This window comes from Saccharopolyspora elongata (genome assembly GCF_004348985.1).
In the GTDB taxonomy this organism is placed as follows: Bacteria; Actinomycetota; Actinomycetes; order Mycobacteriales; family Pseudonocardiaceae; genus Saccharopolyspora; species Saccharopolyspora elongata.
This window is the reverse complement of the sequence record NZ_SMKW01000042.1, coordinates 13,421-35,283: the sequence shown is the minus strand read 5'-3', so window position 1 is coordinate 35,283 and position 21,863 is coordinate 13,421. Positions and strand designations below refer to the sequence as shown.

16 protein-coding genes and 3 pseudogenes are annotated in these 21,863 nt (G+C 70.6%); 8 read left to right on the top strand and 11 right to left on the bottom strand.

Annotated elements, in window-relative coordinates:
• Positions 1 to 190: 190 nt before the first annotated feature.
• Complete coding sequence (locus E1288_RS27640) at positions 191 to 1,102, bottom strand: DMT family transporter (protein WP_235883844.1); 912 nt, start codon at positions 1,100 to 1,102, stop codon at positions 191 to 193.
• 82 nt (positions 1,103 to 1,184) lie between these two features.
• On the opposite strand from E1288_RS27640, the gene E1288_RS27635 reads away from it, so the two are divergent.
• The gene (locus tag E1288_RS27635) at positions 1,185 to 2,093 is read left to right on the top strand and encodes a LysR family transcriptional regulator (RefSeq protein WP_132490040.1); all 909 of its coding nucleotides are present in this window, start codon (positions 1,185 to 1,187) and stop codon (positions 2,091 to 2,093) included.
• On the opposite strand, the gene E1288_RS27630 is transcribed toward E1288_RS27635, so the two are convergent.
• The 3 genes from E1288_RS27630 to E1288_RS27620 all read right to left on the bottom strand — a co-directional run bounded on the left by E1288_RS27630 (position 2,047) and on the right by E1288_RS27620 (position 4,225).
• Positions 2,047 to 2,307 carry a hypothetical protein gene (locus tag E1288_RS27630; RefSeq protein ID WP_132490038.1) on the bottom strand — a complete coding sequence of 87 codons (261 nt, stop codon included), beginning with the start codon at positions 2,305 to 2,307 and terminating at the stop codon, positions 2,047 to 2,049. The genes E1288_RS27635 and E1288_RS27630 overlap by 47 nt on opposite strands.
• An 84-nt stretch (positions 2,308 to 2,391) precedes the next feature.
• Entirely contained in the window at positions 2,392 to 3,231 is an 840-nt protein-coding gene (locus E1288_RS27625) for an endonuclease/exonuclease/phosphatase family protein (RefSeq protein WP_235883843.1), read from the bottom strand.
• Positions 3,232 to 3,352: 121 nt separating this feature from the next.
• Entirely contained in the window at positions 3,353 to 4,225 is an 873-nt protein-coding gene (locus tag E1288_RS27620) for an alpha/beta fold hydrolase (protein ID WP_132490034.1), read from the bottom strand.
• Between the two features lie 66 nt (positions 4,226 to 4,291).
• On the opposite strand from E1288_RS27620, the gene E1288_RS27615 reads away from it, so the two are divergent.
• Positions 4,292 to 4,918, top strand: a complete 627-nt coding sequence (locus tag E1288_RS27615) for a TetR/AcrR family transcriptional regulator (protein ID WP_132490032.1) — start codon at positions 4,292 to 4,294, stop codon at positions 4,916 to 4,918.
• Between the two features lie 21 nt (positions 4,919 to 4,939).
• On the opposite strand, the gene E1288_RS27610 is transcribed toward E1288_RS27615, so the two are convergent.
• From E1288_RS27610 to E1288_RS27590, 5 genes and pseudogenes are all read right to left on the bottom strand, one after another.
• Positions 4,940 to 5,872: a tellurite resistance/C4-dicarboxylate transporter family protein gene (locus E1288_RS27610; protein ID WP_132490030.1), complete on the bottom strand. Its 933-nt coding sequence runs from the start codon at positions 5,870 to 5,872 to the stop codon at positions 4,940 to 4,942.
• A gap of 5 nt (positions 5,873 to 5,877) precedes the next feature.
• Positions 5,878 to 6,609 (bottom strand): respiratory nitrate reductase subunit gamma, encoded by a 732-nt coding sequence (gene narI, locus E1288_RS27605; protein WP_132490028.1) that lies wholly within the window; start codon positions 6,607 to 6,609, stop codon positions 5,878 to 5,880.
• Positions 6,606 to 7,223, bottom strand: coding sequence for a nitrate reductase molybdenum cofactor assembly chaperone (narJ, locus tag E1288_RS27600; RefSeq protein ID WP_132490026.1), 618 nt, complete (start codon positions 7,221 to 7,223; stop codon positions 6,606 to 6,608). Before narJ ends, narI begins: the two co-directional genes overlap by 4 nt.
• Positions 7,220 to 8,788 (bottom strand): nitrate reductase subunit beta, encoded by a 1,569-nt coding sequence (gene narH / locus E1288_RS27595; protein ID WP_132490024.1) that lies wholly within the window; start codon positions 8,786 to 8,788, stop codon positions 7,220 to 7,222. Before narH ends, narJ begins: the two co-directional genes overlap by 4 nt.
• A 25-nt stretch (positions 8,789 to 8,813) precedes the next feature.
• Positions 8,814 to 10,533: pseudogene (locus E1288_RS27590) on the bottom strand (molybdopterin dinucleotide binding domain-containing protein); the annotation flags it as partial.
• Between the two features lie 89 nt (positions 10,534 to 10,622).
• Between E1288_RS27590 and tnpB the strand changes: the two are divergent.
• Positions 10,623 to 11,996, top strand: a complete 1,374-nt coding sequence (tnpB, locus tag E1288_RS27585; protein WP_132490022.1) for an IS607 family element RNA-guided endonuclease TnpB — start codon at positions 10,623 to 10,625, stop codon at positions 11,994 to 11,996.
• 28 nt (positions 11,997 to 12,024) lie between these two features.
• Here the strand turns inward: tnpB and E1288_RS50145 are convergent.
• Positions 12,025 to 12,575 (bottom strand): annotated as a pseudogene (locus E1288_RS50145) (hypothetical protein); the annotation flags it as partial.
• Between the two features lie 676 nt (positions 12,576 to 13,251).
• Here E1288_RS50145 and E1288_RS27575 point away from each other — a divergent pair.
• The 5 genes and pseudogenes from E1288_RS27575 (at position 13,252) to E1288_RS27550 (ending at position 20,203) form a co-directional block, all read left to right on the top strand.
• The gene (locus tag E1288_RS27575) at positions 13,252 to 16,641 is read left to right on the top strand and encodes an NAD-glutamate dehydrogenase domain-containing protein (RefSeq protein WP_165968284.1); all 3,390 of its coding nucleotides are present in this window, start codon (positions 13,252 to 13,254) and stop codon (positions 16,639 to 16,641) included.
• A 276-nt stretch (positions 16,642 to 16,917) separates the two neighbouring features.
• A pseudogene (locus E1288_RS50465) lies at positions 16,918 to 17,145 on the top strand (helix-turn-helix domain-containing protein); the annotation flags it as partial.
• Positions 17,100 to 17,768, top strand: a complete 669-nt coding sequence (locus E1288_RS27560; RefSeq protein WP_408013965.1) for an MmyB family transcriptional regulator — start codon at positions 17,100 to 17,102, stop codon at positions 17,766 to 17,768. The pseudogene E1288_RS50465 and the gene E1288_RS27560, both read left to right, overlap by 46 nt.
• A gap of 70 nt (positions 17,769 to 17,838) precedes the next feature.
• Positions 17,839 to 18,600, top strand: coding sequence for an SDR family NAD(P)-dependent oxidoreductase (locus E1288_RS27555; protein WP_132490016.1), 762 nt, complete (start codon positions 17,839 to 17,841; stop codon positions 18,598 to 18,600).
• A gap of 49 nt (positions 18,601 to 18,649) precedes the next feature.
• Complete coding sequence (locus tag E1288_RS27550; RefSeq protein WP_132490014.1) at positions 18,650 to 20,203, top strand: MFS transporter; 1,554 nt, start codon at positions 18,650 to 18,652, stop codon at positions 20,201 to 20,203.
• A gap of 3 nt (positions 20,204 to 20,206) precedes the next feature.
• Here E1288_RS27550 and E1288_RS27545 read toward each other — a convergent pair whose 3' ends face one another.
• The gene (locus E1288_RS27545) at positions 20,207 to 21,727 is read right to left on the bottom strand and encodes a molybdopterin-dependent oxidoreductase (protein WP_132490012.1); all 1,521 of its coding nucleotides are present in this window, start codon (positions 21,725 to 21,727) and stop codon (positions 20,207 to 20,209) included.
• Positions 21,728 to 21,863 lie beyond the last annotated feature (136 nt).

The window sequence follows — 21,863 nt, the reverse complement described above, 5'->3', positions numbered from 1 at the left end:
GCAAACTCCCGTCCACCCGGCCCGGCGTGCCCGGGCCCCACCGAACTGAACAGTTGCTCAGATGGCGTCACTTTGTCAACGAGACTGTGCGTCACCCAACGCGGTGCAGAGGGGCCGCCGTTTTCGCGCGAAAACGGCGTCACGCCTCACGGGGGTTGCCGTTTTCGCGCGAAACCGGCGGTTCTCGGCGCTAGCCGCGGGAACGGCGGGCGATGGCGACTCCGACGAGGCAGATCGCTCCGCCGATCAGGCCGTATGCCGTCGGGATCTCCGCCAGCAGCAGCCAGGACAGCAGGATCGACACCACCGGTACGGCGTAGCTCGCGGCGCTGAGCCTGCCCGCCGGCATCCGGTGGAGGGCGTAGGCCCACGTCGTGAAGCCGATCGCGGTCGGGAACAGTCCCAAGTAGACGGAGGCGAGGATCGCGCCGGCGGGCGCCGCCTGGAGTTCGGCGATCAGTTGCGGGGTCCACGGCAGGAGCACCGCGGTGGCGACTAGGCAACCGAGCCAGATCGCGATCGTGCCGTCCACCCCGCGAAGCGCGGCCTTCTGGACGAGCACCCCTGCCGCGTACAGGACGGCGGCCAGCACGCAGAGCGCCGCGCCGAGCCAGTCCCGGTCGCCGGAGGAGCCCAGCGCGATGATCGACAGGCCGCCCAGCGCCACCACGGAGCCGGCGACCAGCGCCTTGGGGTAGCCCTCACCGAGGAACAGCCCCGCGCCGAACGCGATCAGCAGGGGCGCGATGTTCACCAGCAGCGCGGCGGTTCCCGCGTCGATGTGCCGCTCGGCGGCGTTGAGGACCACCGTGTACCCGGCGAGCCACAGCACCGCGTACACCGCGATCAGCGTCAGCGTGCGGCGGCTGCGGGGGACCGGTGCGGAGCCGCGGTGCCGGACCAGCACCAGGATCGTCAGCGCGGCGGCGGCGACCGCGATCCGGATCAGCGCCATCGGCGCGGGGGAGAGGGTTTCGCCGATGCCGCGGATGGCGACGAACGCCGACGCCCACAGCAGCACGGTCACGATGACGGCCGCGGCGGCCTTGCCGCGTTGTGCCCCGGCCGGGGCGGTTTCGGAGATCTGGAGCTGTCCGGTCACGCCAGCTATCGTCGCCAGCCCGATTGGCAAGGACAAGCGATTAGTTCTGCACAATGATTAAGCTCACCTGTACAGTCGGGGGATGCTCGACGTACCTCGGCTCCGCGTGCTGCGGGCGGTTGTCGCAACGGGATCGATCCGCGCGAGCGCGGAGGCGCTCGGCTACACGCCATCGGCGGTCAGCCAGCAGCTCGCCTCGCTGCAGCGCGAGACCGGGCTCCGGCTGTTCGAGAGGGTCGGCCGGGGCATCGAACCGACGCAGGCCGGTCGCACGCTCGCGACCGAGTCGGAACCGCTGTTCCAGGCCCTGAGCCGGGTCGAAGGCGTCGTCGGCGATCTGCGCGCCGGCCGGGTCGGCAGCCTCTCGATCGGCTACTTCGGTTCCGCCGGCGCGACCTGGCTGCCCGCGCTCGTGGCCGCGCTGCGCACCGAGTTCCCCGAACTGCGGCTCGACCTGCGGATGACCGACATCGTCGACGCCGAACCCGACATCGACATCTTCGTCGAGTACCCGGACACCGAGCACTCCCCGCTGGTCGACGTGCACTGGCTCATCGACGACCCGTACCTCGCGGTCGTCCGCGACGACGACCCGCTCGCGCAGCGCGCCGAGGTGCCGCTGGCGGAGCTGGCGGAGCGGAGCTGGGTCGACAACGACATCGTCGAGGGCGCCTGCCGCCAGGTGCTCCTCGCGGCCTGCGCGGAGGCCGGGTTCGCCCCGCGGTTCGTCGTGGAGACGCACGACTACCAGACCGCGATCCCCTTCGTGGCAACGGGAATCGGCATCACGGTGATCCCCGGGCTGGGCATCGGGTACCTGCCTGCCGGGCTGCGCTCGGTGCCCGTGGTGTCACCGACCCCGAGGCGGCGGATCAGCGTGGCAGTCAAGAAGTCGATCGCGGAGCACCCGGCGGCCGAGCGCACCGTCGAACTGCTCCACGCGCTCACCCTGGAACAGCCGTACCGAGCCTCTCCATCCCGGGCCCGGTGAGTTCGGCGGCCACCAGCTCGCCGGGCACGCCGGGCGCGGCCGGACGCATCAGCCCCTGGTGCACGAGGCGGTGCGCCGTCTGCTGATCGCAGAAGGCCACGCCGTCGATGAACAGATCGGGCTCGCAGCTGCAGGTGATCTCCACCCGCCCCGCGGCCACCGCCTGGAGCGCGGCGCGCTCCCGGTGGTTGAGTTCGAAACGCACGTCGGACATCGCCCCCAGCTCCCTCCCGACGTCGTCGGCGTTCGGGAGCAGAGTCTCCCAACCGCCGCGGCCGGGCGGGAAGAGCAGGAAGGCCTATCCCGCGATGGTCATGAGCACCGGCCGGTGATCGGAGGCCTGCGTGTCCGGCACCTCGGCGCGGGTCGCGCGCAGCCGCCCGGCGAAGGTCACGTAGTCGATGCGCTTCTCGGGAGTCGGGGCGGGGAACGTCAGCCCGCCGCCCGGCCCGTTCGCGGCGGCCCAGCCGTCCCGCATGCGCGCCAGCAGCGGCGCCAGCTCCGGCGCATCGGGCCCGGCGTTGAAGTCGCCGAGCAGGAGTTGCCGGGCGTGCGGCGGATCCTGGTCCATGATGTGGATCGTCTCGGCGACCTGCGTCCGCCGGACGGCCGGATCGGGCCGGTAGTCGAGGTGCGTCACGTAGACGTGGGTCGGCCCGCCGGGAGTCGCGAGAACGGCTTCGGCGAAGCCGGGCATCGGCTTCGGCGCCGGCTCGGGATCGACCGTGGAGAGCCGGGTGATCTCGTGGTTCTCGGCCCGGATGATGGGGAACCGGCTCAGCAGCGCGACGCCGTACCGGCGGCGCTCGGTGCGCCCGGGCTCCGGATCGAGGTCGTAGATGGGCGCGAAGTAGGAGTGCATGCCGGTCATCCGGGCCAGCTGCGCGACCTGGTCGGCGTACCCGCTGCGCGCCGCCCAGTGCACGTCGACCTCCTGCAGGCCGACGACGTCCGCGCCGGCGATGACCTCGGCGGTGCGGGCCAGGTCGAGCCGCCCGTCGGCGCCGATCCCGGTGTGGATGTTGAAGTCCAGGACGTCGATGCCGCGGTGGGGCGCGGCCTGCGCGGTGTGCGGCAGCAGCGAGATCAGCGCCGCGGCGAGGGCGATGACGACGTTGCTCCGGCGAGAGGCGGTCACGAGCCGGCAGCATACGAGCCCCCGGTGACGCCGGTGTGGATTCCGCCTTGCGAGAGCGAGAAGCTCGTGAGTGGTTGTGGTCGCTATAACGACCATTGCCACTCACGACCGCGAGGCGGGCTCAGTCCGCAGCCGCCAGGAAGTCGACCATCCGGTCGTTGACCAGTTCGGGGTGTGTCATCACGAAGTTGTGGCCCACGCCGGGGAAGATTTCCGTGTCCGCTGCAGGCAGTAGCGCGCGCAGCCTGGCCACGACCGCTCTCGAGTCGTGCACTGGGCTGTGCTCGGGGAGCAGCACCAGGGTGGGCATCGTGAGGCTCCGCAGCTGATCGTCATCGAGGACGCCGGCCTTCGGCAGTCTGATCTTGAAGTCCCGGATGACCGCCCTGGTCAGGCGCAGGATGTCGGTGCCGGTCGGAAGGGTGCCGGTGGAAAGGCGCGACGCCAGCACGCGGGGAGCAGCGAGCGCGAGCAGGTCTCGCAACACGGATATGGGAAAGCGGATGCTGATCGTTCCGAGGCCGAGCGGGTCGAGCAGCGTCAGGCCGGCCAACCTGCTCGGGTACCGGACGGCGTAGTTGGCGGCGTTCCACCCGCCGTGGGAGTGGCCGATCAGATGTGCCCGGTCGAGGCCCAGCTCGGCGAAGACCTCTTCGATCCATTCCGCCGAGTCCGCCCAGTCGCGGATCGGCTTCTCGTGCACGCTGCAGCCCTGCTCGCCGAGGAGGTCCACGGCGTAGACCTGGCGGTGTTCCGCCAAAGCGCCGACGTTCGGGTGCCACATGGCAGACGTGACGGCCAGGCCGTGCAGCAGAACCGCCGGTGTGCCCGGCCCGTCGCCTGATCGGTGGACGTGCACGCGGCCGAAGCTGGTGCGAACAGTGAGTTCCTCGCGAGGCACCGGCCATTTGCGGAATGCCGATTCGTAGTGCCGCAGGAACCGCTGTCTTGCCTCGTCGTTGCGGAAGGCACTGACGAGTTCGGTCGATGGCATCGGAACCTCCCCAGTGGTTTATGATGCGATCGCACCATAACACGGCGTGAGGACGGCGGGACGGAGATGCCGAAGCGGGTCGACCACGACGAACGGCGGCGGCAGATCGCAGAGGCGGTGTGGCGCATAGCGGCAGGGCGGGGGCTCGCGGCGGCGAGCCTGCGCGAAATCGCGGCCGAAGCCGGCATCTCCATGCGTCTGGTGCAGTACTACTTCGAAACCAAGGAACGGATGCTGCTGTTCGCGCAGGAACTCGCGGGTGAGCGCTTCGCCGAGCAGATAGTGCAGCGCATCCGGGCGGCGGGCGGGCGGGACCAACCGCGCGCCGTGGTGCGCGGCCACTTGCTCGGGATGCTGCCGCTCGACGCCGAAAGTCGTGCCATGGCCATGGTCTCCCATGCCTTCTTCAACGCGGCCCTGGTCGATGAGCAGCTCGCCGCCGCCTCCAACTGGTACCCGCCGATCTTCGAAAACGCCGTCGCAGAACAGATTCGCCTAGTCCGGCCCGAGACCGACGCGGCGCACGATGCGGCCGTTCTGACGCTGGTGGTCCGGGGGCTCATCGGCAGCGTGCTCATCGGTGAGCGGACTCCGGAGCAGGCCGTGGCCCTGGTCGATCGTCAACTCGATCTCGTCTTCGCGGCGCCTCCATCTGTTCCGGAGGAGGCGGATCCTGGCGAACAAGAAGGCTGAACAGCGCGGCGCCCGAGCCGGTCACGGGCGGGGCTTCCGGCTTGTGAGGTCGTGGATGGTGCCCCAGGACGTCAGGCAGAGGACCGCCAGGGCCGGCCACAGGAGGATCCGGGCCGCGTCGGCCATCCACACCATGCCCGTCGCCGTGGCCGTGCCGAAGCTCGCCGCGCACGTCATGCCGAGAGGGAAGACCGTTGCCCAGCGGCGGAAGTCGTAGCGCAGGCGCGGCGCCAGCAGTTCGGCCACCGCCAGCACCACGTACCAGCACATGGTGATCGCCCAGAGCGCGATGCCGATCGCGCGCACCGCGGTGGCGAGCTCGGTCGGCGCGGCCAGCTCCCGCACCGCGGCGTGCAGCTTGGCGACGGCCACCGTGCTGATCGCGAGCGCCCCGCCGGCGACCCAGTGGTCACCCGCTCCGCGGGCCACCTGCCGGAAGTCGAACCGGACGAGCACCAGGACGTAGAGCGCCAGGCCGATCGCCGCCGAGATCGCGCAAACCGCGAGCAGGAACGGAGATCGCGCGTCGGCGGCCAGCTGACCGGCCAGCACCGCCAGCGACTGCGTGCCGACGCAGACCAGGAAGCTCACCCCGACCGTCGGGGTGGCCAGGCCGCGCAGCACCCGGGGCATCAGCCCCGACCACAGCACGGCCGTCAGCACGAGGAAGATCCAGCCGGTGGGCCAGCCTTGCAGGACCAGGGCGAGGCCGAGGACACCGGTCCCGGCGACGCACGTCAGGGCGCCGGGCCGGCTGGCCTCCGACCTCCATCGCTCGTTGTCGAAGACCAGCCGAGCCAGGAACGCCGAGCCCAGCAGTGCCCACAGCACCGCGGCCACCGCGAGCAGCACCGCCGACAGCACGGGGAAACCCGCCAGGTGCCCGGCGACCGACATCACCCCGAGGCCCATCACCGCCGCGCCGGATTCGGGCGGCAAGCGCTGCCAGATCATCCGCGCTACAGCCGCTGCCAGCCGCGCGGCGCCTGCCTGGTGCCCACGCGGTCACCGCTGCGGCTGCGGTAGACCACGTAGGGGCGGAACAGGTAGTGCACCGGCGCGCTGAAGGCGTGCACGAGCCGGCCGAACGGCCACAGCGCGAACAGGGCGAGGCCGAGCAGCGCGTGCAGCCGGTAGTCCAGCGGTGCGTGCGCCATCAGCTCAGGGTGCGGCTGCAGCAGGAAGATCCCGCGGAACCACGGCCCGATCGTCTCGCGGTAGTCGTACGGGCCGCGGACGCCGTTGTCGATGACCGTCGTCCACAGGCCGAGGCAGATCGTGGCCGTCAAAGCGGTGTAGGTGAACAGGTCGCTGCGGCTGGTCGCGGCGCGCACCGCGTGGTTGCGCAGCCGCCGCCACAGCAGGACCAGCAGCCCGGCCAGCGCCGCGCAGCCCGCGAACGTGCCCATGCCCAGCGACACCAGGTGGTAGTTCGACTCCGTCACGCCGAACAGCTCGGTGAGCCACTTCGGCACCACCAGGCCGAGCACGTGCCCGCCGACGACGAACAGCAGTCCGTAGTGGAACAACGGGCTGCCGATCCGCAGCAGGCGGGATTCGTGCAGCTGGCTGGACCGGGTGGTCCAGCCGAACTTGTCGTACCGGTACCGCCACACCGCGCCGCCGACGAACACGGCGAGCACGACGCACGGCAGCACGGCCCACAGCACCACATCGATCGAGCTGGTCATCGGCGGCCTTCCTGGAGGGTGAGCGAAAAGGGCTGCAGGCCGACCTGCTCGGTCGGGGGTTGCGCGGGAACGACATCGCGTTCGCGCTGCTGGGGCACGACGTCGAGCACGGCCTGCACGCCCGCGGCGTAGGGTGTGCCGAGCTCGGCCAGCTTGCGGTGCAGCACCTCGATCGCCGGCCGGAACCGGCCGAGCAGGCGCTCGCCTTCGCGCCGCTCGGCGGCCGAGAACTCCAGCAGCGCGGGCAGGTAGTCCGGCAGCTCACCGCCGCCGACGCGGTAGCCGTGCGAGCGGTAGAGGCCCGCCAGCTCGGCCAGCGCGCCACCGCGCAACCGGGTGTCGCCGTGCACGTACCAGGTCAGGTACAGGCCGCGGCGGGGACTGACGTCGAACACCTCGACGTAGTGCTGCTCGGCCTCCTGCGCCGGTGTTCCCGCGAGGTGATCCAGGATGCGGCGCAGGTGCTGCGCCGGGTCGGTCCCGGCGATCTCGCCGAGGGATTCCCGCAGCAGGCCCATCCGCCCAGCCAGCTCGGCGTCGGGGTAGTGCAGGCACCACGCGGCGATCTGGCGCACCAGCGCGCGCGACCGGGCGTCCAGTCGGCGGCGCCTCACGACTTCTCCCCGCGCAGCGTCGGGAACATGCCCTCCGGACGCCCGCCCTCGTCCCACACGACCAGGTCGGTGCTGCCCGAGCGCAGGCCGCCCATGCCGGGGCCGCCGTCGGTGTCCAGGCTGCACGTCGTCGCCAGCGCCTCCAGCTCGTGCGCGTCGCCGATGCCCGCGGTCGGGATGACGTAGCGGTCGTCGTACTTCGCGATGGCCAGCAGCCGGTACATCGACCGCAGCTCCGCGGTGTCCAGCCCGGCCGCCCGGACCGGACCCTCGTCCGGCGGCTCGTCCAGGTTCACCGACCGCATGTAGGAGCGCATCGCCGCGAGCTTCCGCAGGGAGTCGCGCACCGGGCCGATGTCGCCCGCGGTGAACAGCTCGGCCAGGTACTCGATCGGGATGCGCAGCGCGTCGATGGCGCCGAAGAGGTTCCCGGCGTCCTCGCCGTCGAACCCGGTCTCGGCGACGGCGTCCACCACCGGCGACAGCGGCGGGATGTACCAGACCATCGGCATGGTGCGGTATTCCGGGTGCAGCGGCAGCGCGACGCGGTAGCGGCAGATCAGGTCGTAGACCGGGGAGCGCCGGGCCGCCTCGACCCAGTCGTGCGGGATGCCCGCCCGCTCGGCCGCCGCCGCCACCTCCGGGTCGTCCGGGTCGAGGAAGAGATCGCGCTGCGCCGGGTAGAGCCGGTGCTCGTGGGTCACCGCCGCCGCCTCGCCGACCCGGTCGGCGTCGTAGAGCAGCACGCCGATGTAGCGCAGCCGCCCGACGCAGGTCTCCGAGCAGATCGTCGGCTGGCCGACCTCGATCCTCGGGTAGCAGAAGGTGCACTTCTCGGCCTTGCCGGTCTTGTGGTTGAAGTAGACCTTCTTGTACGGGCAGCCGGAAACGCACATCCGCCAGCCGCGGCAGCGGTCCTGGTCGACGAGCACGATGCCGTCCTCGGCGCGCTTGTACATCGCGCCGGACGGGCAGGATGCGACGCAGGACGGGTTGAGGCAGTGCTCGCAGATCCGCGGCAGGTAGAACAGGAACGACTGCTCGAACTCGAACCGGATGCGGGTGCCCAGCTCGGTGCGCAGCTTCGCCACCACCGGATCCGCCTCGCCGTGCTCGGGCGTGCCGCCCAGCGAGTCCTCCCAGTTCGGTCCCCATTGGACGTTCGTCGGACGCCCGGTGATCGCCGAGTTGGGGCGCGCCACCGGGGTGTCGTCGCCCAGCGGCGCCTCGAGCAGCATCCGGTAGTCGTAGGTCCAGGGCTGGTAGTAGTCGTCGAGCTCCGGCAGGTCCGGGTTGGCGAACAGCGTCGCGAGCTTGCGCAGCCGCCCGCCGCCGCGCAGCTTCAGCCGGCCGCGGCGGTCGAGCTCCCAGCCGCCGCGCCACTGCCGCTGGTCTTCGTAGCGGCGCGGATATCCTTGCCCGGGGCGGGTTTCCACGTTGTTGAACCACACGTACTCGACGCCGCCCCGGTTGGTCCAGGTCTGCTTGCAGGTGACCGAGCAGGTGTGGCACCCGATGCACTTGTCCAGGTTCATCACCATGGCCAGTTGTGCCATGACGCGCATCAGTACTCCTTTTCGACGCTCCGCGTCAGTACTCCACCGCCTGGTTGCGGCGGCGGATGACGGTGATCTCGTCGCGCTGGTTCCCGGTGGGACCGTTGGTAGTTCAGCGCGAAGGACTGCTGCGCGTAGCCGCCGATGAGGTGCGTCGGCTTGATCTGCACGCGGGTCAGCGAGTTGTGGATGCCGCCGCGCCGGCCGGTGGTCTCGCTCTTCGGCACGTTCACCGTCCGGTCCTGCGCGTGGTACATGAACACGGTGCCGGTGGGCATCCGGTGCGACACGACCGCGCGGGCGACCACGACGCCGTTGCGGTTGACGGCCTCCACCCAGTCGTTGTCGGCGACTCCGATGGCGGCGGCGTCCGCCGGGCTCATCCAGAACGTCGGCCCACCCCGGGACAACGTCAGCATGATCGGGTTGTCCTGGTACTCGCTGTGGATCGACCACTTCGAGTGCGGCGTCAGGTACCGCACCACCACCTCGGCGGTCCCGCCCGGGCCGAGCCGGGGTTCGCCGGCCAGGCGGTGCAGGTCCAGCGGCGGCCGGTACAGCGGCAGCTGCTCGCCGAGCTCGGCCATCCAGTCGTGGTCCAGGAAGAAGTGCTGGCGGCCGGTGAGGGTGTGCCAGGGCTTGAGCTGTTCGACGTTGATGGTGAACGGCGAGTAGCGCCGCCCGCCGGACTCGTCGCCGGACCACTCCGGGCTGGTGACCACCGGAACCGGTCGGGACCTGGTGTCGGCGAAGGTCACCCGGTGTCCGGTGTGGTGGGTCGAGATGTGCGTCAGGTCGCGGCCGACCCGCTCTTCCAGCACCCGGAAGCCCTCGTTGGCCAGCCGGCCGTTGGTGGTGCCGGACAGCGCGAGGATGGCGTCGGCGGCCCGGCGGTCGGTGTCCAGCCGCGGGCGGCCGGCGGCGGGTCCGCCTGCCGCGACCCCGTTTGCCTCGGCCAGCCACGCCAGCTCCGGGCCGACCTCGACGGTGTAGCCCTTGGTCGTGGTGCCGAGCTTGTCCAGCAGCGGGCCGACCGCGCCGAGTTTCGCGGCCACCGCAGGATAATCGCGCTCGACGACGGTGAGCGTCGGCATGGTGCGGCCGGGAATCGGGTCGACGTCGCCGCTGCGCCAGTCGCGCAGCACGCCGCCGGGTTGCGCCGCCTCGCCCGGGGTGTCGTGGCCAAGCGCGGTCGCCACCACGTCCCGCCGGACGCCGAGGTGCCGTTCGGCGAGCCCGCTGAACTTCGCGGCGATGGCGTGGAACGCGTCGAAGTCGGTGCGGCACTGCCACGGCGGGTCGACGGCGGCGTTGAACGAGTGCACGTACGGGTGCATGTCCGTCGAGGACAGGTCGTGCTTCTCGTACCAGGTGGCGGCGGGCAGCACGACGTCGGAGAACAGCGTGGTGCTGGTCATCCGGAAGTCCAGCGACAGCAGCGGGTCCAGCTTGCCCTCGGCCGCCTCGGCGCGGTGCACCTCGGCGGGCGGCTGTTCGGGCTCGGTCGAGCGCGCCGCCGCGTCGGTGCCCAGCAGGTGCTTGAGGAAGAACTCGTTGCCCTTGGCCGACGAGCCCAGCAGGTTGGAGCGCCACACCGTCAGCACCCGCGGCCAGTTCGCCGGCGCGTCCGGGTCCTCGCCCGCGAAACCGAGCCGGCCCTCCCGCAGCTCCCGCACGACGTGCTCGACGGGTTCGAGCCCGGCGGCCTCGGCCTCGTCGGCGAGGTCCAGCGGATTGCGGTCGAAGGTGGGGTAGTGGACTGTTCGGTGGGATGTGTCGAAGCGTGGGGATGAATTCTGGCAGGTCGCCGGGTTGTCGGTGCCCGTCGGTACTGTTTGCGGTGATGAGCACGGTGTTGCAGGCGTACCGGTTCGCACTCGCCCCCAATCCTGGGCAGGAGTCCGCGTTGCGGTCGCACTGTGGTGCGCAACGGTTCGCCTACAACTGGGGTCTAGGACTCATCAAAGCCAACCTTGATCAGCGGAAAGCCGAAGCATCGTACGACCTGGACGACGACGAGTTGACGCCGTCTGTGAGCTGGTCGGCCTACAGCCTGCGCAAGGACTGGAACCAAGCCAAGCACACGGTCGCACCGTGGTGGAACGAGAACTCCAAAGAGGCGTACTCGTCCGGGCTGGCGAACCTCGCCACAGCGTTGAAGAACTGGTCGGATTCGAAGAAAGGCATGCGCCAGGGCCGCAAGCTGGGGTTTCCGAGGTTTAAAGGCAGGCGTGAGGGGTTGTCGTGTCGGTTCACCACCGGCAGTTTCGGGCTGATCGAGACAGATCGTCGGCATGTGAAGCTGCCCCGCATCGGTGTGGTCCGGACCCATGAGTCCACTCGTAAACTCGCCCGTCACGTGGAACGCGGCACTGGGCGTATCAGCTCGGCGACAGTGTCTTACCGGTCGGGGCGGTGGTTCGTGTCGTTCTCTGTGGAGATCGAGCGTGCCGATCCCGTCCCTGTCCGGCCGGAGGCGGTGGTGGGTGTGGATCTCGGGATCAAGTCTCTCGCCGTGCTGTCGACTGGTGAGGTGATCGCTAATCCGAGACATCCCGAAGTCGCCCAGCGTGAGCTGCGACGGTTGCAGCGGCAAGCCGCCCGCCGTACCAGCCCGGACCGCCGCGCCGGGCGGGAGCCGTCGAACCGGTGGCGTAAAACCCAAGCCCGCATCGCGAAGCTGCACGCTCGCGTGGCCAGCGCACGCCGCGACGGACTGCACAAGCTGTCCACCCGGCTGGTGCGCAGCTGTGGTGTGATCGTGCTGGAAGACCTCAACGTCTCTGGCATGATCAAAAATCGCAGGTTGGCGCGGCATGTCGCGGATGTCGGCATGGCCGAGCTCCGCCGCCAGATCGAGTACAAAGCCTCCTGGTCCGGCGTGTGCGTACACATCGCGGACCGGTGGTATCCCAGCTCTAAAACGTGTTCGGACTGTGGCGTGGTGAAAGCCAAGCTGCGCCTGTCCGAACGTGTCTTCACCTGCTCCTCCTGCGGGATGAGCATGGATCGCGACCTCAACGCAGCCCGCAACCTCGCGAAACTCGTTGAGGCCACGACGTCTTCCCCGAGTTGCGGGGTGACGGTAAACGAGCCCGATGGAAACCCGCACAAGACCTGCACCATGCGGGCAGCGGGTATCGCCACGGGAAGACCCACGCGGTCAACGCCGCGCCGCAAGGCGACGGCTCGGGACACACTTTCACACGTATCCTGAACGGTAGGACGGCATCCAGCCATCCATCCCCATCGGCCACCGCCAGCGCCACGTCAGTGCCCGGGTGCGGCGCGAGCCATTCGTCGGCGAACTTGGCTTTGCCGGCGTAGTCGGGCGAGACGACAACGACCTTCTGGCCCTGGTAGCGCGCCTCGGTCATACGCTGGAGCTCTACATCATGAGGTACGCGGCATCCCACCAGTACCACGAGAACGAGGCGCCGCGCGGGCAGCCGCGCGGTTCGTACTCGGGCCGGTCCGGGCCGACGCTCGGGTAGTCGGTGTCCTGCGCCTCCCAGGTGATGATGCCGTCCTTGACGTACACGTTCCACCGGCAGGAGCCGGTGCAGTTCACGCCGTGCGTGGAGGGCACCACCTTGTCGTGGCTCCACCGGTCGCGGTAGAAGGCGTCGCCCTCGCGGCCGCCCCTGCGGTACACCGCGCGCAGGTCCGCGGAGGTGTCCGCTTTGGACACCAGGCGGCCCAGTCTCAGCAGTGCGTCACCGGCGGTGCCTTCCGTCCGGTCTTCGGGGAATCGTCCGGGTGCTCCTTCGGCATCCCGGATCGGTGCTGCGCACATGGTCACTTCTCCCGGTCTCGCGGAGAAACGTCGCGGCGAATGCCGCGTTGGTCCGCGATCACAACCTAGGGTCGCGCTATCCGCCGCGCATCGTCATTAAGTATGGGAAACTTCACATCGGGTTAATTGCGAAAACCATCCGTGACCGATTTGCGCGACTGTGGTTACCGAACTTCTTTTGTCCAATTTGTCGGCGAATTGGTATTCCATTTAAAGCCATGTGAGCAGCTATTTCATGCTAACGATTGACCTGTCGCTGGTATATACCAGAAATCTTTTACTTTGTTTTGGAAATCCTTGAAGGATTCCCTATCGGCCCGATGTCGACGGCATGTCCTTTTGATCTACAGGTCTCCCTCTATTCGGACCAAGTGAACCGCCATTAGTCGTCAATCAATCGGAGGAGTCGGCCGGAGCGGACCTGATCGCGGGTCGCGCCGGTGTCCGGGCGCGCTTCTGTGACGCCGCTCGGTCGGCGCAGTGGGGTTGATCTGTTCGGCAAGCCGGGGCCTGCCCGGAGCCGTCCGATGTGGATGGACAGGCCCGCGGGTGCGCGAGCGTCGGCAGGGGCTGCCGTGGCGGGTGGTGCCCGGCGCGGTGTGGGCCCGGTGGCGGCGGCCTAGACTCGGGCCAGGACCGTCGATGCGGCCCTCGTTTCGTCGAGGGGGTGGTGGCGGTGGTCGTTCCCACGACCGAGTCGTGGCAGGACGAGCTCCGCGTCCAGCTGGCGGATCGGTACGGCTCCGCCGAAGGGCGCCGGTTGTTCGCCCGGTACGCGGAGGCGTTTCCCGCCGGCTACCAGGACGTGTTCTCCGCGGGCCAAGCGGCCCTGGACGTCGGCGCGCTGGAGGAGTTCCGGCCCGATGCCGGGCCCCGGCTGACGATGCTGCCGCTGCTGGGTTCCGGCGCGAACGCCCGGTTCGCGCTGCTGTGGTCGAGCCCGCGTCCGGCGCTGCTCGCCGACGTGTTCCCGGTGCTGGAGAACATGGGCCTGCGCATCGCCGACCACCGGCCGTTCGACGTGCGCCCGGCGGGCCGCGGTGCCGTCCGGGTCGAGGAGTTCGAACTGCTGCCGAGGGATTCCGCGCTGCTGGCCGACCCGGTGGCCCGGGACCTGGTGGCGGCCGCGTTCATCGCGGTGTGGTGCGGGGACGCGGAGGACGACGGCTTCAACCAGCTCGTGCTGAAGGCCGGGATCGGCTGGCGGGACGTGGTGCTGCTGCGCGCGATCCACGCGTACCTGCGGCAGGGCGGCGTCACGTTCAGCCAGTCGTACGTGGAGCGCTCGCTGCTCACGCACCGCGAGGTGACCAGGCTGCTGGTGGCGCTGTTCCGGACCCGCTTCGACCCGGCGGTCGCCGACCCCGGACGGCAGGCCGCGCTGGACTCCCGCGTCGAGGCGGCACTCAACGCGGTGGTGCACCTCAACGAGGACCGGGTGCTGCGCGCCGTGCGGACCGTGGTGCTCGCGGCGGTGCGGACCAACTTCTTCCAGCGCGGGCGCGACGGCCGTGCCAAGCCGCACCTGACGCTCAAGCTCGACCCGGGCAAGCTGCCCTTCCTGCCCGAACCCCGGCCCGCCGTGGAAACGTTCGTCTACTCGCCGCGCGTGGTGGGCGTGCACCTGCGCGCGGCGAAGGTGGCCCGCGGCGGCATCCGCTGGTCGGACCGCCCGGAGGACTTCCGCGCGGAGGTGCTGGGCCTGCTGAAGGCGCAGATGGTCAAGAACGCGGTCATCGTGCCGCAGGGCGCCAAGGGCGCGTTCGTCGTCAAACGACCGCCGCCGAGCACCGACCCGGAGGCCGTGGCCGCGGAAGTGCGCGACTGCTACACGATGTTCGTCCGCGGGCTGCTCGACGTCACCGACAACCGCCGCGGCGATGTGGTGCTCCGGCCGGCGGACACGGTCTGCCACGACTCCGACGACCCGTACCTGGTGGTGGCCGCGGACAAGGGCACCGCGGCGTTCTCCGACCTGGCGAACTCCATCGCCGCGGAGTACGGGTTCTGGCTGGGCGACGCGTTCGCGTCGGGCGGTTCGCGCGGCTACGACCACAAGGCGATGGCCATCACGGCGCGCGGCGCTTGGGAATCGGTGCGCCGCCACTTCGGCGAGCTGGGCGTGGACCCGGAGCGCGACGAGTTCACCGCGGCCGGGATCGGCGACATGTCCGGCGACGTGTTCGGCAACGCGATGCTGTTGTCGCGCACCGTGAAACTGGTCGCCGCCTTCGACCACCGGCACATCTTCCTCGACCCCGCGCCGGACCCGCTGGCGTCCTGGACCGAGCGCCGCCGGCTGTCCGGCCTGCCGCGCTCCTCGTGGGCGGACTACGACCCGACGCTGATCTCGCCCGGCGGCGGGGTGTTCGCTCGCAGCGCGAAGTCGGTCCCGCTGACCGCGCAGGTCCGCCGCGTCCTCGACGTCGACGTGGCATCGCTGCCCGCCGACGAGCTCATCCAGGCGATCCTGCGGGCGCCGGTCGACCTGCTGTTCAACGGCGGCATCGGCACCTACGTCAAGGCCGCCGCGGAGTCGAACGCACAGGTCGGCGACAGGGCGAACGAGGGTGCCCGGGTCGATGCGGAGCAGGTGCGGGCGCGGGTGGTCGCCGAGGGTGGCAACCTCGGGTTCACCCAACCCGCCCGGATCGTGTTCGCCCTGCGCGGCGGCCGCATCAACACCGACTTCATCGACAACTCGGCAGGCGTCGACATCTCCGACCGCGAGGTGAACCTCAAGATCCTGCTGGACTCGGCCGGTGGGATCCCGTCGCAGCGCCGCGACCGGCTGCTCGCCGAAATCGACGCCGAGGTCGCCGAGCAGGTGTTGGCCGACAACTACCGGCAGGCGCAGTCCATCAGCGTCAGCGAAGCGCTCGGCCAGACCACCCTGGACCGGAACCTGCAGCTGATGCGATTCCTGGAGGGCGAGGGCTTCCTCGACCGGGCGCTGGAGTCGCTGCCGGACGACGACGTCATCGCCCAACGGCGGGCCCTGGGGCTGGGACTGACCCGGCCGGAGCTGGCCATGCTGCTCGCACACAGCAAGAACCAGTTCCACCGGATGGTGCTCGATTCGGCGGTGCCGGACGATCCGCACGTGATGGCCGGGACCGTCGAGTACCTGCCCGCGGCGCTGCGCACTGAGTTCGCCGACGAGATCCAGGCCCACCCGCTGCGCCGGGAGATCGCCACGACCGTGCTGGCCAACGAGATGATCAACCGGCTGGGATCGGGAGTGCTGCGCCGCCTGATGCAGCTCACCGGGGACCTCAGCGCGCCGTTCCGAGTCTACGTCGCGACCCGTGACCTGCTGGACCTGCCCGCGATTTGGGCGGAGATCGACGCCCTGGAGTTGCCCCGGCACGCTCATGCCCAGTTGCGGCTGCTGGCTGCGGTCCGTGAGGTCGTCGAGCAGGTGGCACTGTGGTTGCTGCGCAACCGCCGGGAGATCGACACGGCGGTCGAGGTACGGCGGTTCCGGCCGGCGATGCTGCGGTTGGCCCACACCCTGCGCGGCCGACTCACCGGACGGGAGCGGCGGCGGGTGGAGCGGGCGATCGCCGCGCTAGCCGGGGCCGGCGTCCCGGAGCGGCTGTGCGAGCGGGTATTCGTGCTCGACCCGCTGTGCTCGGGCATGGACATCGCGGAGATCTCGTGGGCATCCGGCCGCGACCTGGAGTGGACGGCCGGGCTGTACTTCGAGCTGGGCGAGCGGCTCGACCTCGACTGGCTGAAGGAACAGGCGGTGGAGCAGGCGAGCGACTCGCACTGGACCATGCTGGCCAAGGCATCGTTGCGCGACGACCTGCTCACCCAGCGCCGCAGGCTCACCGCCGCCGCGCTGCACGGCGCGGACGAATCGACGCCACCGGACCGGCTCGTCGACGCCTGGCTCGACGGCAACCCCGACCGCGTCCGGATGTACCGGGAAACCTTCGTGCTGCTGAAGGAAGCCGCGGAGCCGGACGTGTCGATGCTGTCGGTCGCCCTCCAGGAACTGCGCAACCTGGCCCAGAGCGGCGGCGGCAATGCGGCCGAACTCGACGGCCTCGCGGGCTGACGGTCTCTTGTGGACGCTCAGCTCTTCCGGGATTTCGCCCGTGCGGAGCGGGAAACGAGCTCCAGCTCCGCGCGGAGCATGCGGCGCACCTCGGCGACCGGAAGTGCGCGCGGATACGTCGCCGCCTGCAGCGTCATGCCGTCCACGAAGACGTGCAGGCGCCTGGCTGTGGAGCAAGTACCGCCTGATGTGGCCGCTGCTGGTCGTCCACGGCGCGACCAACGCCGCCCCGATCCTTCTCGGCATGCTCTGACGGCGTGCTCCTAGCATGGGCGGATGGATGTTTCGCGGCTTCCCGCAGCGGCCCGCCGGCGGCGCAGCACCGAGATGCGGGAGTTCCTGCGTTCGCGACGGGCTCGGCTGACGCCCGAGGACGTGGGAATGCCGGCCGGCCGCGGGCGGCGCACGCCGGGGTTGCGCCGCGAGGAGGTCGCCGTGCTCGCCGGGGTCGGCGCGTCCTGGTACACCTGGCTGGAGCAGGGCCGGGAGATCAACGTGTCCGCCGAGGTGCTGGACGCCATCGCGCGTGTGCTGCGGCTCGACACCGCCGAGCGCGGACACCTCTACCTGCTGGCGGGACTCAACCCACCGCAGGCGCCACCGGTGGACCGGGAAGTCGCGCCCGAGCTGCGGCGGGTGATCGACGGCTGGCTGCCGCGCCCGCCTACGTCATCGACCGGCACTGGAACCTCGTCGCCGTCAACCGCGCGGCCGAGGAGGTGTTCGGTTACGGCCAGATCGATCACAACTGCCTGGTCAGCTTCTTCACCAACGCCCGCTACCGGGCCGCGATCTGCCACTGGGAGGACGCGGCGCGGCAGATCGTCGGCCAGTTCCGGGCGGATGCCGCGCGCTACCCGGATGACCCGGAGTTCGGCCGGTTGGCCGAGGACATGTGCGCGGTGAGCGCCGCGTTCGCCGACATCTGGGCGGAGCACGGGATCGGCAGCGCGACCCAAGGGATCAAGGTCGTCGACCACCCGGCGGTCGGGGAGCTGGTCTTCGAGTACAGCTCGCTGCCGCTGGCCGATCAGCCGGGACACCGGCTGCTGCTGCACGTGCCGAAGCCGGGCACCGGCACCGAGCCGCGGCTGGCGGAGCTGCTGGCCGAACCGGCGGCGAGCTGAGACTGGTGGTGCCAGACCCAGGCTCGGCCGACACTCCCGGAGGCGCTCGCGCCGCCTGAGGATCGTTGGCATGCAGCGATTCACGAACAAGACCGTCCTGATCACCGGCGGTGCCAGCGGTATGGGGCTCGCCACCGCGCGCCGGCTCCTCGACGAAGGCGCGTACGTCGTCATCAGCGGCCGCGACCAGGCGCGCCTGGACGCCGCCGCCGCAGGGCTCGACGCGGATCGGCTCCTCTCCGTCCGCGCCGACGTGACCTCGCAGGACGACCTGGACCGCCTCATGCGGCGGATCGAGACCCGGCGCGGCGGGCTGGACGCGGTGTTCGCCAACGCCGGCGTCGGGATCTTCAAGCCGACCACCGAGCTCACCGAGGCGGACTTCGACCGCACCGTCGACGTCAACTTCAAGGGTGTCTTCTTCACCATCACCAAGGCGCTGCCGCTGATGCGCGACGGCGGTGCGATCGTCATCAACGCCTCCTGGACGTTGCAGCGCGGCCTGCCCATCGCCTCGATCTACTCCGCGACCAAGGCCGCGGTGCACAACCTCGCTCGCACGCTGGGCGCCGACCTCGCACCGCGCGGCATCCGGGTCAACTCGGTCAGCCCCGGCTACATCGACACGGAGATGTACCGGGCCGCGAACCAGGATCCCGAAGCCGAGGCGCGCAACGCCGCCGAGGTACCGCTGGGTTCTCTCGGTCACCCGGACGACGTGGCTGCGGCGGTGGCTTTCCTGGCCTCCGACGACGCCGCCTACATCACCGGCCAGGACCTCCTCGTCGACGGCGGCCTCGTGGGCTCGTTCCCCGTCGCGCCGGCGTCGTGAGCTTCTGATCAGCCCAAGACTTCGCGAATCTGAAGGAACTGCAAGGAAGATGAGTGCCCTCGTGGGTGTCCGGGCGAGGTCCGGGATCGCGCTGGTCGCGATCCTGCTGACCCTGTTGATCCTGCCGACCTCGGTGACCGGGTCGGGCGTGGCGCTGCCGCACATCGGCGCCGAGACGCGTGCGTCGCTGGACGCGTTGCAGTGGGCGGTGCACGCCTACAACCTGACCTTCGCCAGCTTCATGCTCGCCTGTGGCTCGCTGGTCGACCTGCTCGGACGCCGTCGCGTCTTCAGCTGGGGCGCGGCGCTGTTCGCCGCCGCATCGATGGTGAGCGCGGTGGCGACCGACATCTACCTGCTCGACGTCGCCCGCGGGATCGCCGGTGTCGGCGCTGCCGCGTTGCTGACCAGCGGTAGCTCGATCCTGGCGACGACTTTCGGGGGAGCGGCCCGCACCAGGGTGTTCGCCGCCGTCGGCATCACCACCGGCGCCGGGCTCGCCCTGGGAGCGATGGCGGCCGGGCTGCTGTCCGACAACCTCGGCTGGCGGTCGTTCTTCGGTTCGCACGCGCTGCTGATGCTGCTGGTGCTGCTCGCCGTCCCGTTCCTGCGGGAGTCCCGCGGCGCGTCCGAGTCCAAAGTGGATTGGGCGGGCACCTCGACGTTCGTCGCCGGCCTGTTCCTGCTGATGCTCGGCGTGGTCGAAGGCCCGCAGTGGGGCTGGGGAAGTCCCGGCGTGCTGGGGCTGCTCGCCGGATCGGTGCTGCTGATGGTGCTGTTCGTGCTCGTCGAGCGGCGGCAGCGGCATCCGATGTTCGACCTGGCGCTGCTGCGCAGCACGAGGTTCGTGGCGCTGTGCCTGATCCCCGTGGTGGTCACGTTCGCGTTCGTGATCTTGTTGCCCCTGCTGCCGAACTACCTGCTGGTCGCCAACCGGGCGAGCAGCCAGGCGGCGGGCGCGACGATGCTGCTGATGACGCTGCCCATCCTGGTGACGCCGGTCCTGGCGAACCGGCTGATCAGGATCGGGCTCTCCGCCAGGACCGTGTTCGCCCTGAGCCTCGCGTGCCTGACGATCGGTGTCGGCTGGCTGGCCGCCGTCCTCCAGCCCGGCGTCGGCGTCGCCGTGCCGGCCGGGCCGCTGATCCTGCTCGGCGTCGGCCTCGGGTTGAACTTCGGGCTGGTCGACGGGGCGGTGCTGACCGTGGTGCCGGCCGAATCCACCGGTGCCGCGGCGGGTTTCCTCAACACCCTCCGGCTCGGCAGCGAGGCCGTGGTCATCGCGGCGGCCGGTTCGGCCCTGGTCGACCTGCTGGGGAACCGGCTCGGCGACGGGTGGTCGCCCTTCTACCCGGGCACGCCGGAGGCCTTGGCCAACAGCGTGAACTCCGGCGACCTCGGCGGGCCGATGTCGATGCTCCCGGCCGGGATCCGGCCCCAGTTCTTCGATTTCGTCACGCAGAGCTTCACCGGGGCCTGGCAGGTCGTGCTGTGGTCCAGCGCGGCCATCTGCGCGGCGCTGTCCGTGGCGATCTACGCCATGCTCGCCGAGCCCGAGCGCGAACCCGCGCCTGCCGCCGAGGTCGCGGCGCGCCAGTCGTAGCCGTCATGCGGTGCAGGTGAATCGCACGGCGTGCCAACCGGTTGCGCCGTCCGGGATGACGGAGCGGCGTTCCGGTGTCTGCGGCTTGCCGCTCCGGTCGGTCGCCCGGCATTCCACGACGTGATCGCCGGGCGGGAGGTCCAGGGTGGCGCGCCACATCCGCCAGGTGTCGCGGCTGACGTCGGCGGCGAGCTCGGCGGGCTGCCACTCGCCGCCGTCGGCGCGGACCTCCACCCGGTCTATGCCGGTGTGCTGCGCCCAGGCGATTCCGGCCAGCACCACCGGACCGGCGGGCACCGTTCTCCCCGGCCGAGGGCGGTCGATGCGGGACTCGGTCTTGATCGGCGCCTGCCGGGCCCAGCCCCGCCGCTCCCAGTAGTGCTGCCGGTCGAAGGTGGTGACCTCGGCGTCCACCAGCCACTTGGTCGCCGACACGTAGCCGTACAGCCCGGGAACGACCATGCGGACCGGGAAGCCGTGCTCGGTGGGCAGCGGCTCGCCGTTCATGCCGACGGCCAGCAGCGCGCCCCGGTCCGGTTCGAGCAGCACGTCCAGCGGCGTGCCCGCGGTGTAGCCGTCGACGCTGGTGGTGAACAACTGCTGGGCGCCGGGCCGCACCCCTGCCTCCAGCAGGAGGTCGCGCACCGGCACGCCGACGAACGTCGCCGTGGAGATCAGCGGGCCGCCGACCTCGTTGGACACGCAGGTGAGCGTGATCTGGCGGGCCTCCACCCGACGCTGCAGCAGGTCGTCGTAGGTCAGCTCCAGCTCGCTCCGCACCATGCCGTGCAGCCGCAGCCGCCAGTCCTCGGCGCGGAGCTGCGGCACCGCCAGCGCCGTGTCGATCCGGTAGAAGTCCCGGTTCGGCGTCAGGAACGCCGGGGTGCCGGAGGCGACGAAGTCCGCGCCGGGCGGGACGGGCGGCTCCGGGACCTTCGGGATGCGCGCGGCGGCCGCGAGCCGCGAGGAGACCACGCCCGCACCGCGCTGCAGGATGCCGCCGACGATGCCTGCGGCGCTCGCGCCGAGGACCACCAGCGACGACGTGATCAGGAACTTCCGCCGGCTCGCGTCCACCTCGGCCGGGGCCTCGGCACCGGGCCGGGTGACTCCGTGCAGCCACCAGAACCCGGCGACGCCGACCACCACGGACGTCAGGGAAGCGAGCACGCCGCCCTCCGGCCGGGACATCGCCGCGGCCACCCCGGCCATCCCGAACAGGCCGATCACGACCGCGCCCGGCCACCAGCGCAGCCGGGACAGCAGCCCTGCCACGACCGCGAGCGCCGCGATCACGAGCGCCATCCCGGTCTGCAGCGCCAGCTTGTCGGCGGTGCCGAACAGCGCGATGGCCAGTTCCTTCACCGGCTCCGGCGTCAGGTCGACCAGCGCGCCGCCCACCGCGACGAACGGCGACGGGACGGCGGCCAGGCCTGCGACGAGATGTCCCGCGCCAAGCGCGGCGGCGGTGGCGAGCAGGCCGATCACGGCGGCGCGCGGCCGTGGGATCGGTAACGAGGTCATGCCTCCATTCGACGCCGCTCGAGCCGCTTTTGCCACCGGCAGTTCGGCCTTGCGGAACGCTGCCGAGATCTGCGACCGGGGTGCCGACGGTTTCGTGCGAAACCGGCACTTCGCATGAGGGGAGGGGGTTCGCGCG

Coding starts and splice junctions, on each gene's coding strand:
- E1288_RS27635 (WP_132490040.1), top strand. CDS start 1,185: ATGCTCGACGTACCTCGGCTCCGCGTGCTGCGGGCGGTTGTCGCAACG.
- E1288_RS27630 (WP_132490038.1), bottom strand. CDS start 2,307: ATGTCCGACGTGCGTTTCGAACTCAACCACCGGGAGCGCGCCGCGCTC.
- E1288_RS27620 (WP_132490034.1), bottom strand. CDS start 4,225: ATGCCATCGACCGAACTCGTCAGTGCCTTCCGCAACGACGAGGCAAGA.
- E1288_RS27615 (WP_132490032.1), top strand. CDS start 4,292: ATGCCGAAGCGGGTCGACCACGACGAACGGCGGCGGCAGATCGCAGAG.
- E1288_RS27610 (WP_132490030.1), bottom strand. CDS start 5,872: ATGATCTGGCAGCGCTTGCCGCCCGAATCCGGCGCGGCGGTGATGGGC.
- narI (WP_132490028.1), bottom strand. CDS start 6,609: ATGACCAGCTCGATCGATGTGGTGCTGTGGGCCGTGCTGCCGTGCGTC.
- narH (WP_132490024.1), bottom strand. CDS start 8,788: ATGCGCGTCATGGCACAACTGGCCATGGTGATGAACCTGGACAAGTGC.
- tnpB (WP_132490022.1), top strand. CDS start 10,623: ATGAGCACGGTGTTGCAGGCGTACCGGTTCGCACTCGCCCCCAATCCT.
- E1288_RS27555 (WP_132490016.1), top strand. CDS start 17,839: ATGCAGCGATTCACGAACAAGACCGTCCTGATCACCGGCGGTGCCAGC.
- E1288_RS27550 (WP_132490014.1), top strand. CDS start 18,650: ATGAGTGCCCTCGTGGGTGTCCGGGCGAGGTCCGGGATCGCGCTGGTC.
- E1288_RS27545 (WP_132490012.1), bottom strand. CDS start 21,727: ATGACCTCGTTACCGATCCCACGGCCGCGCGCCGCCGTGATCGGCCTG.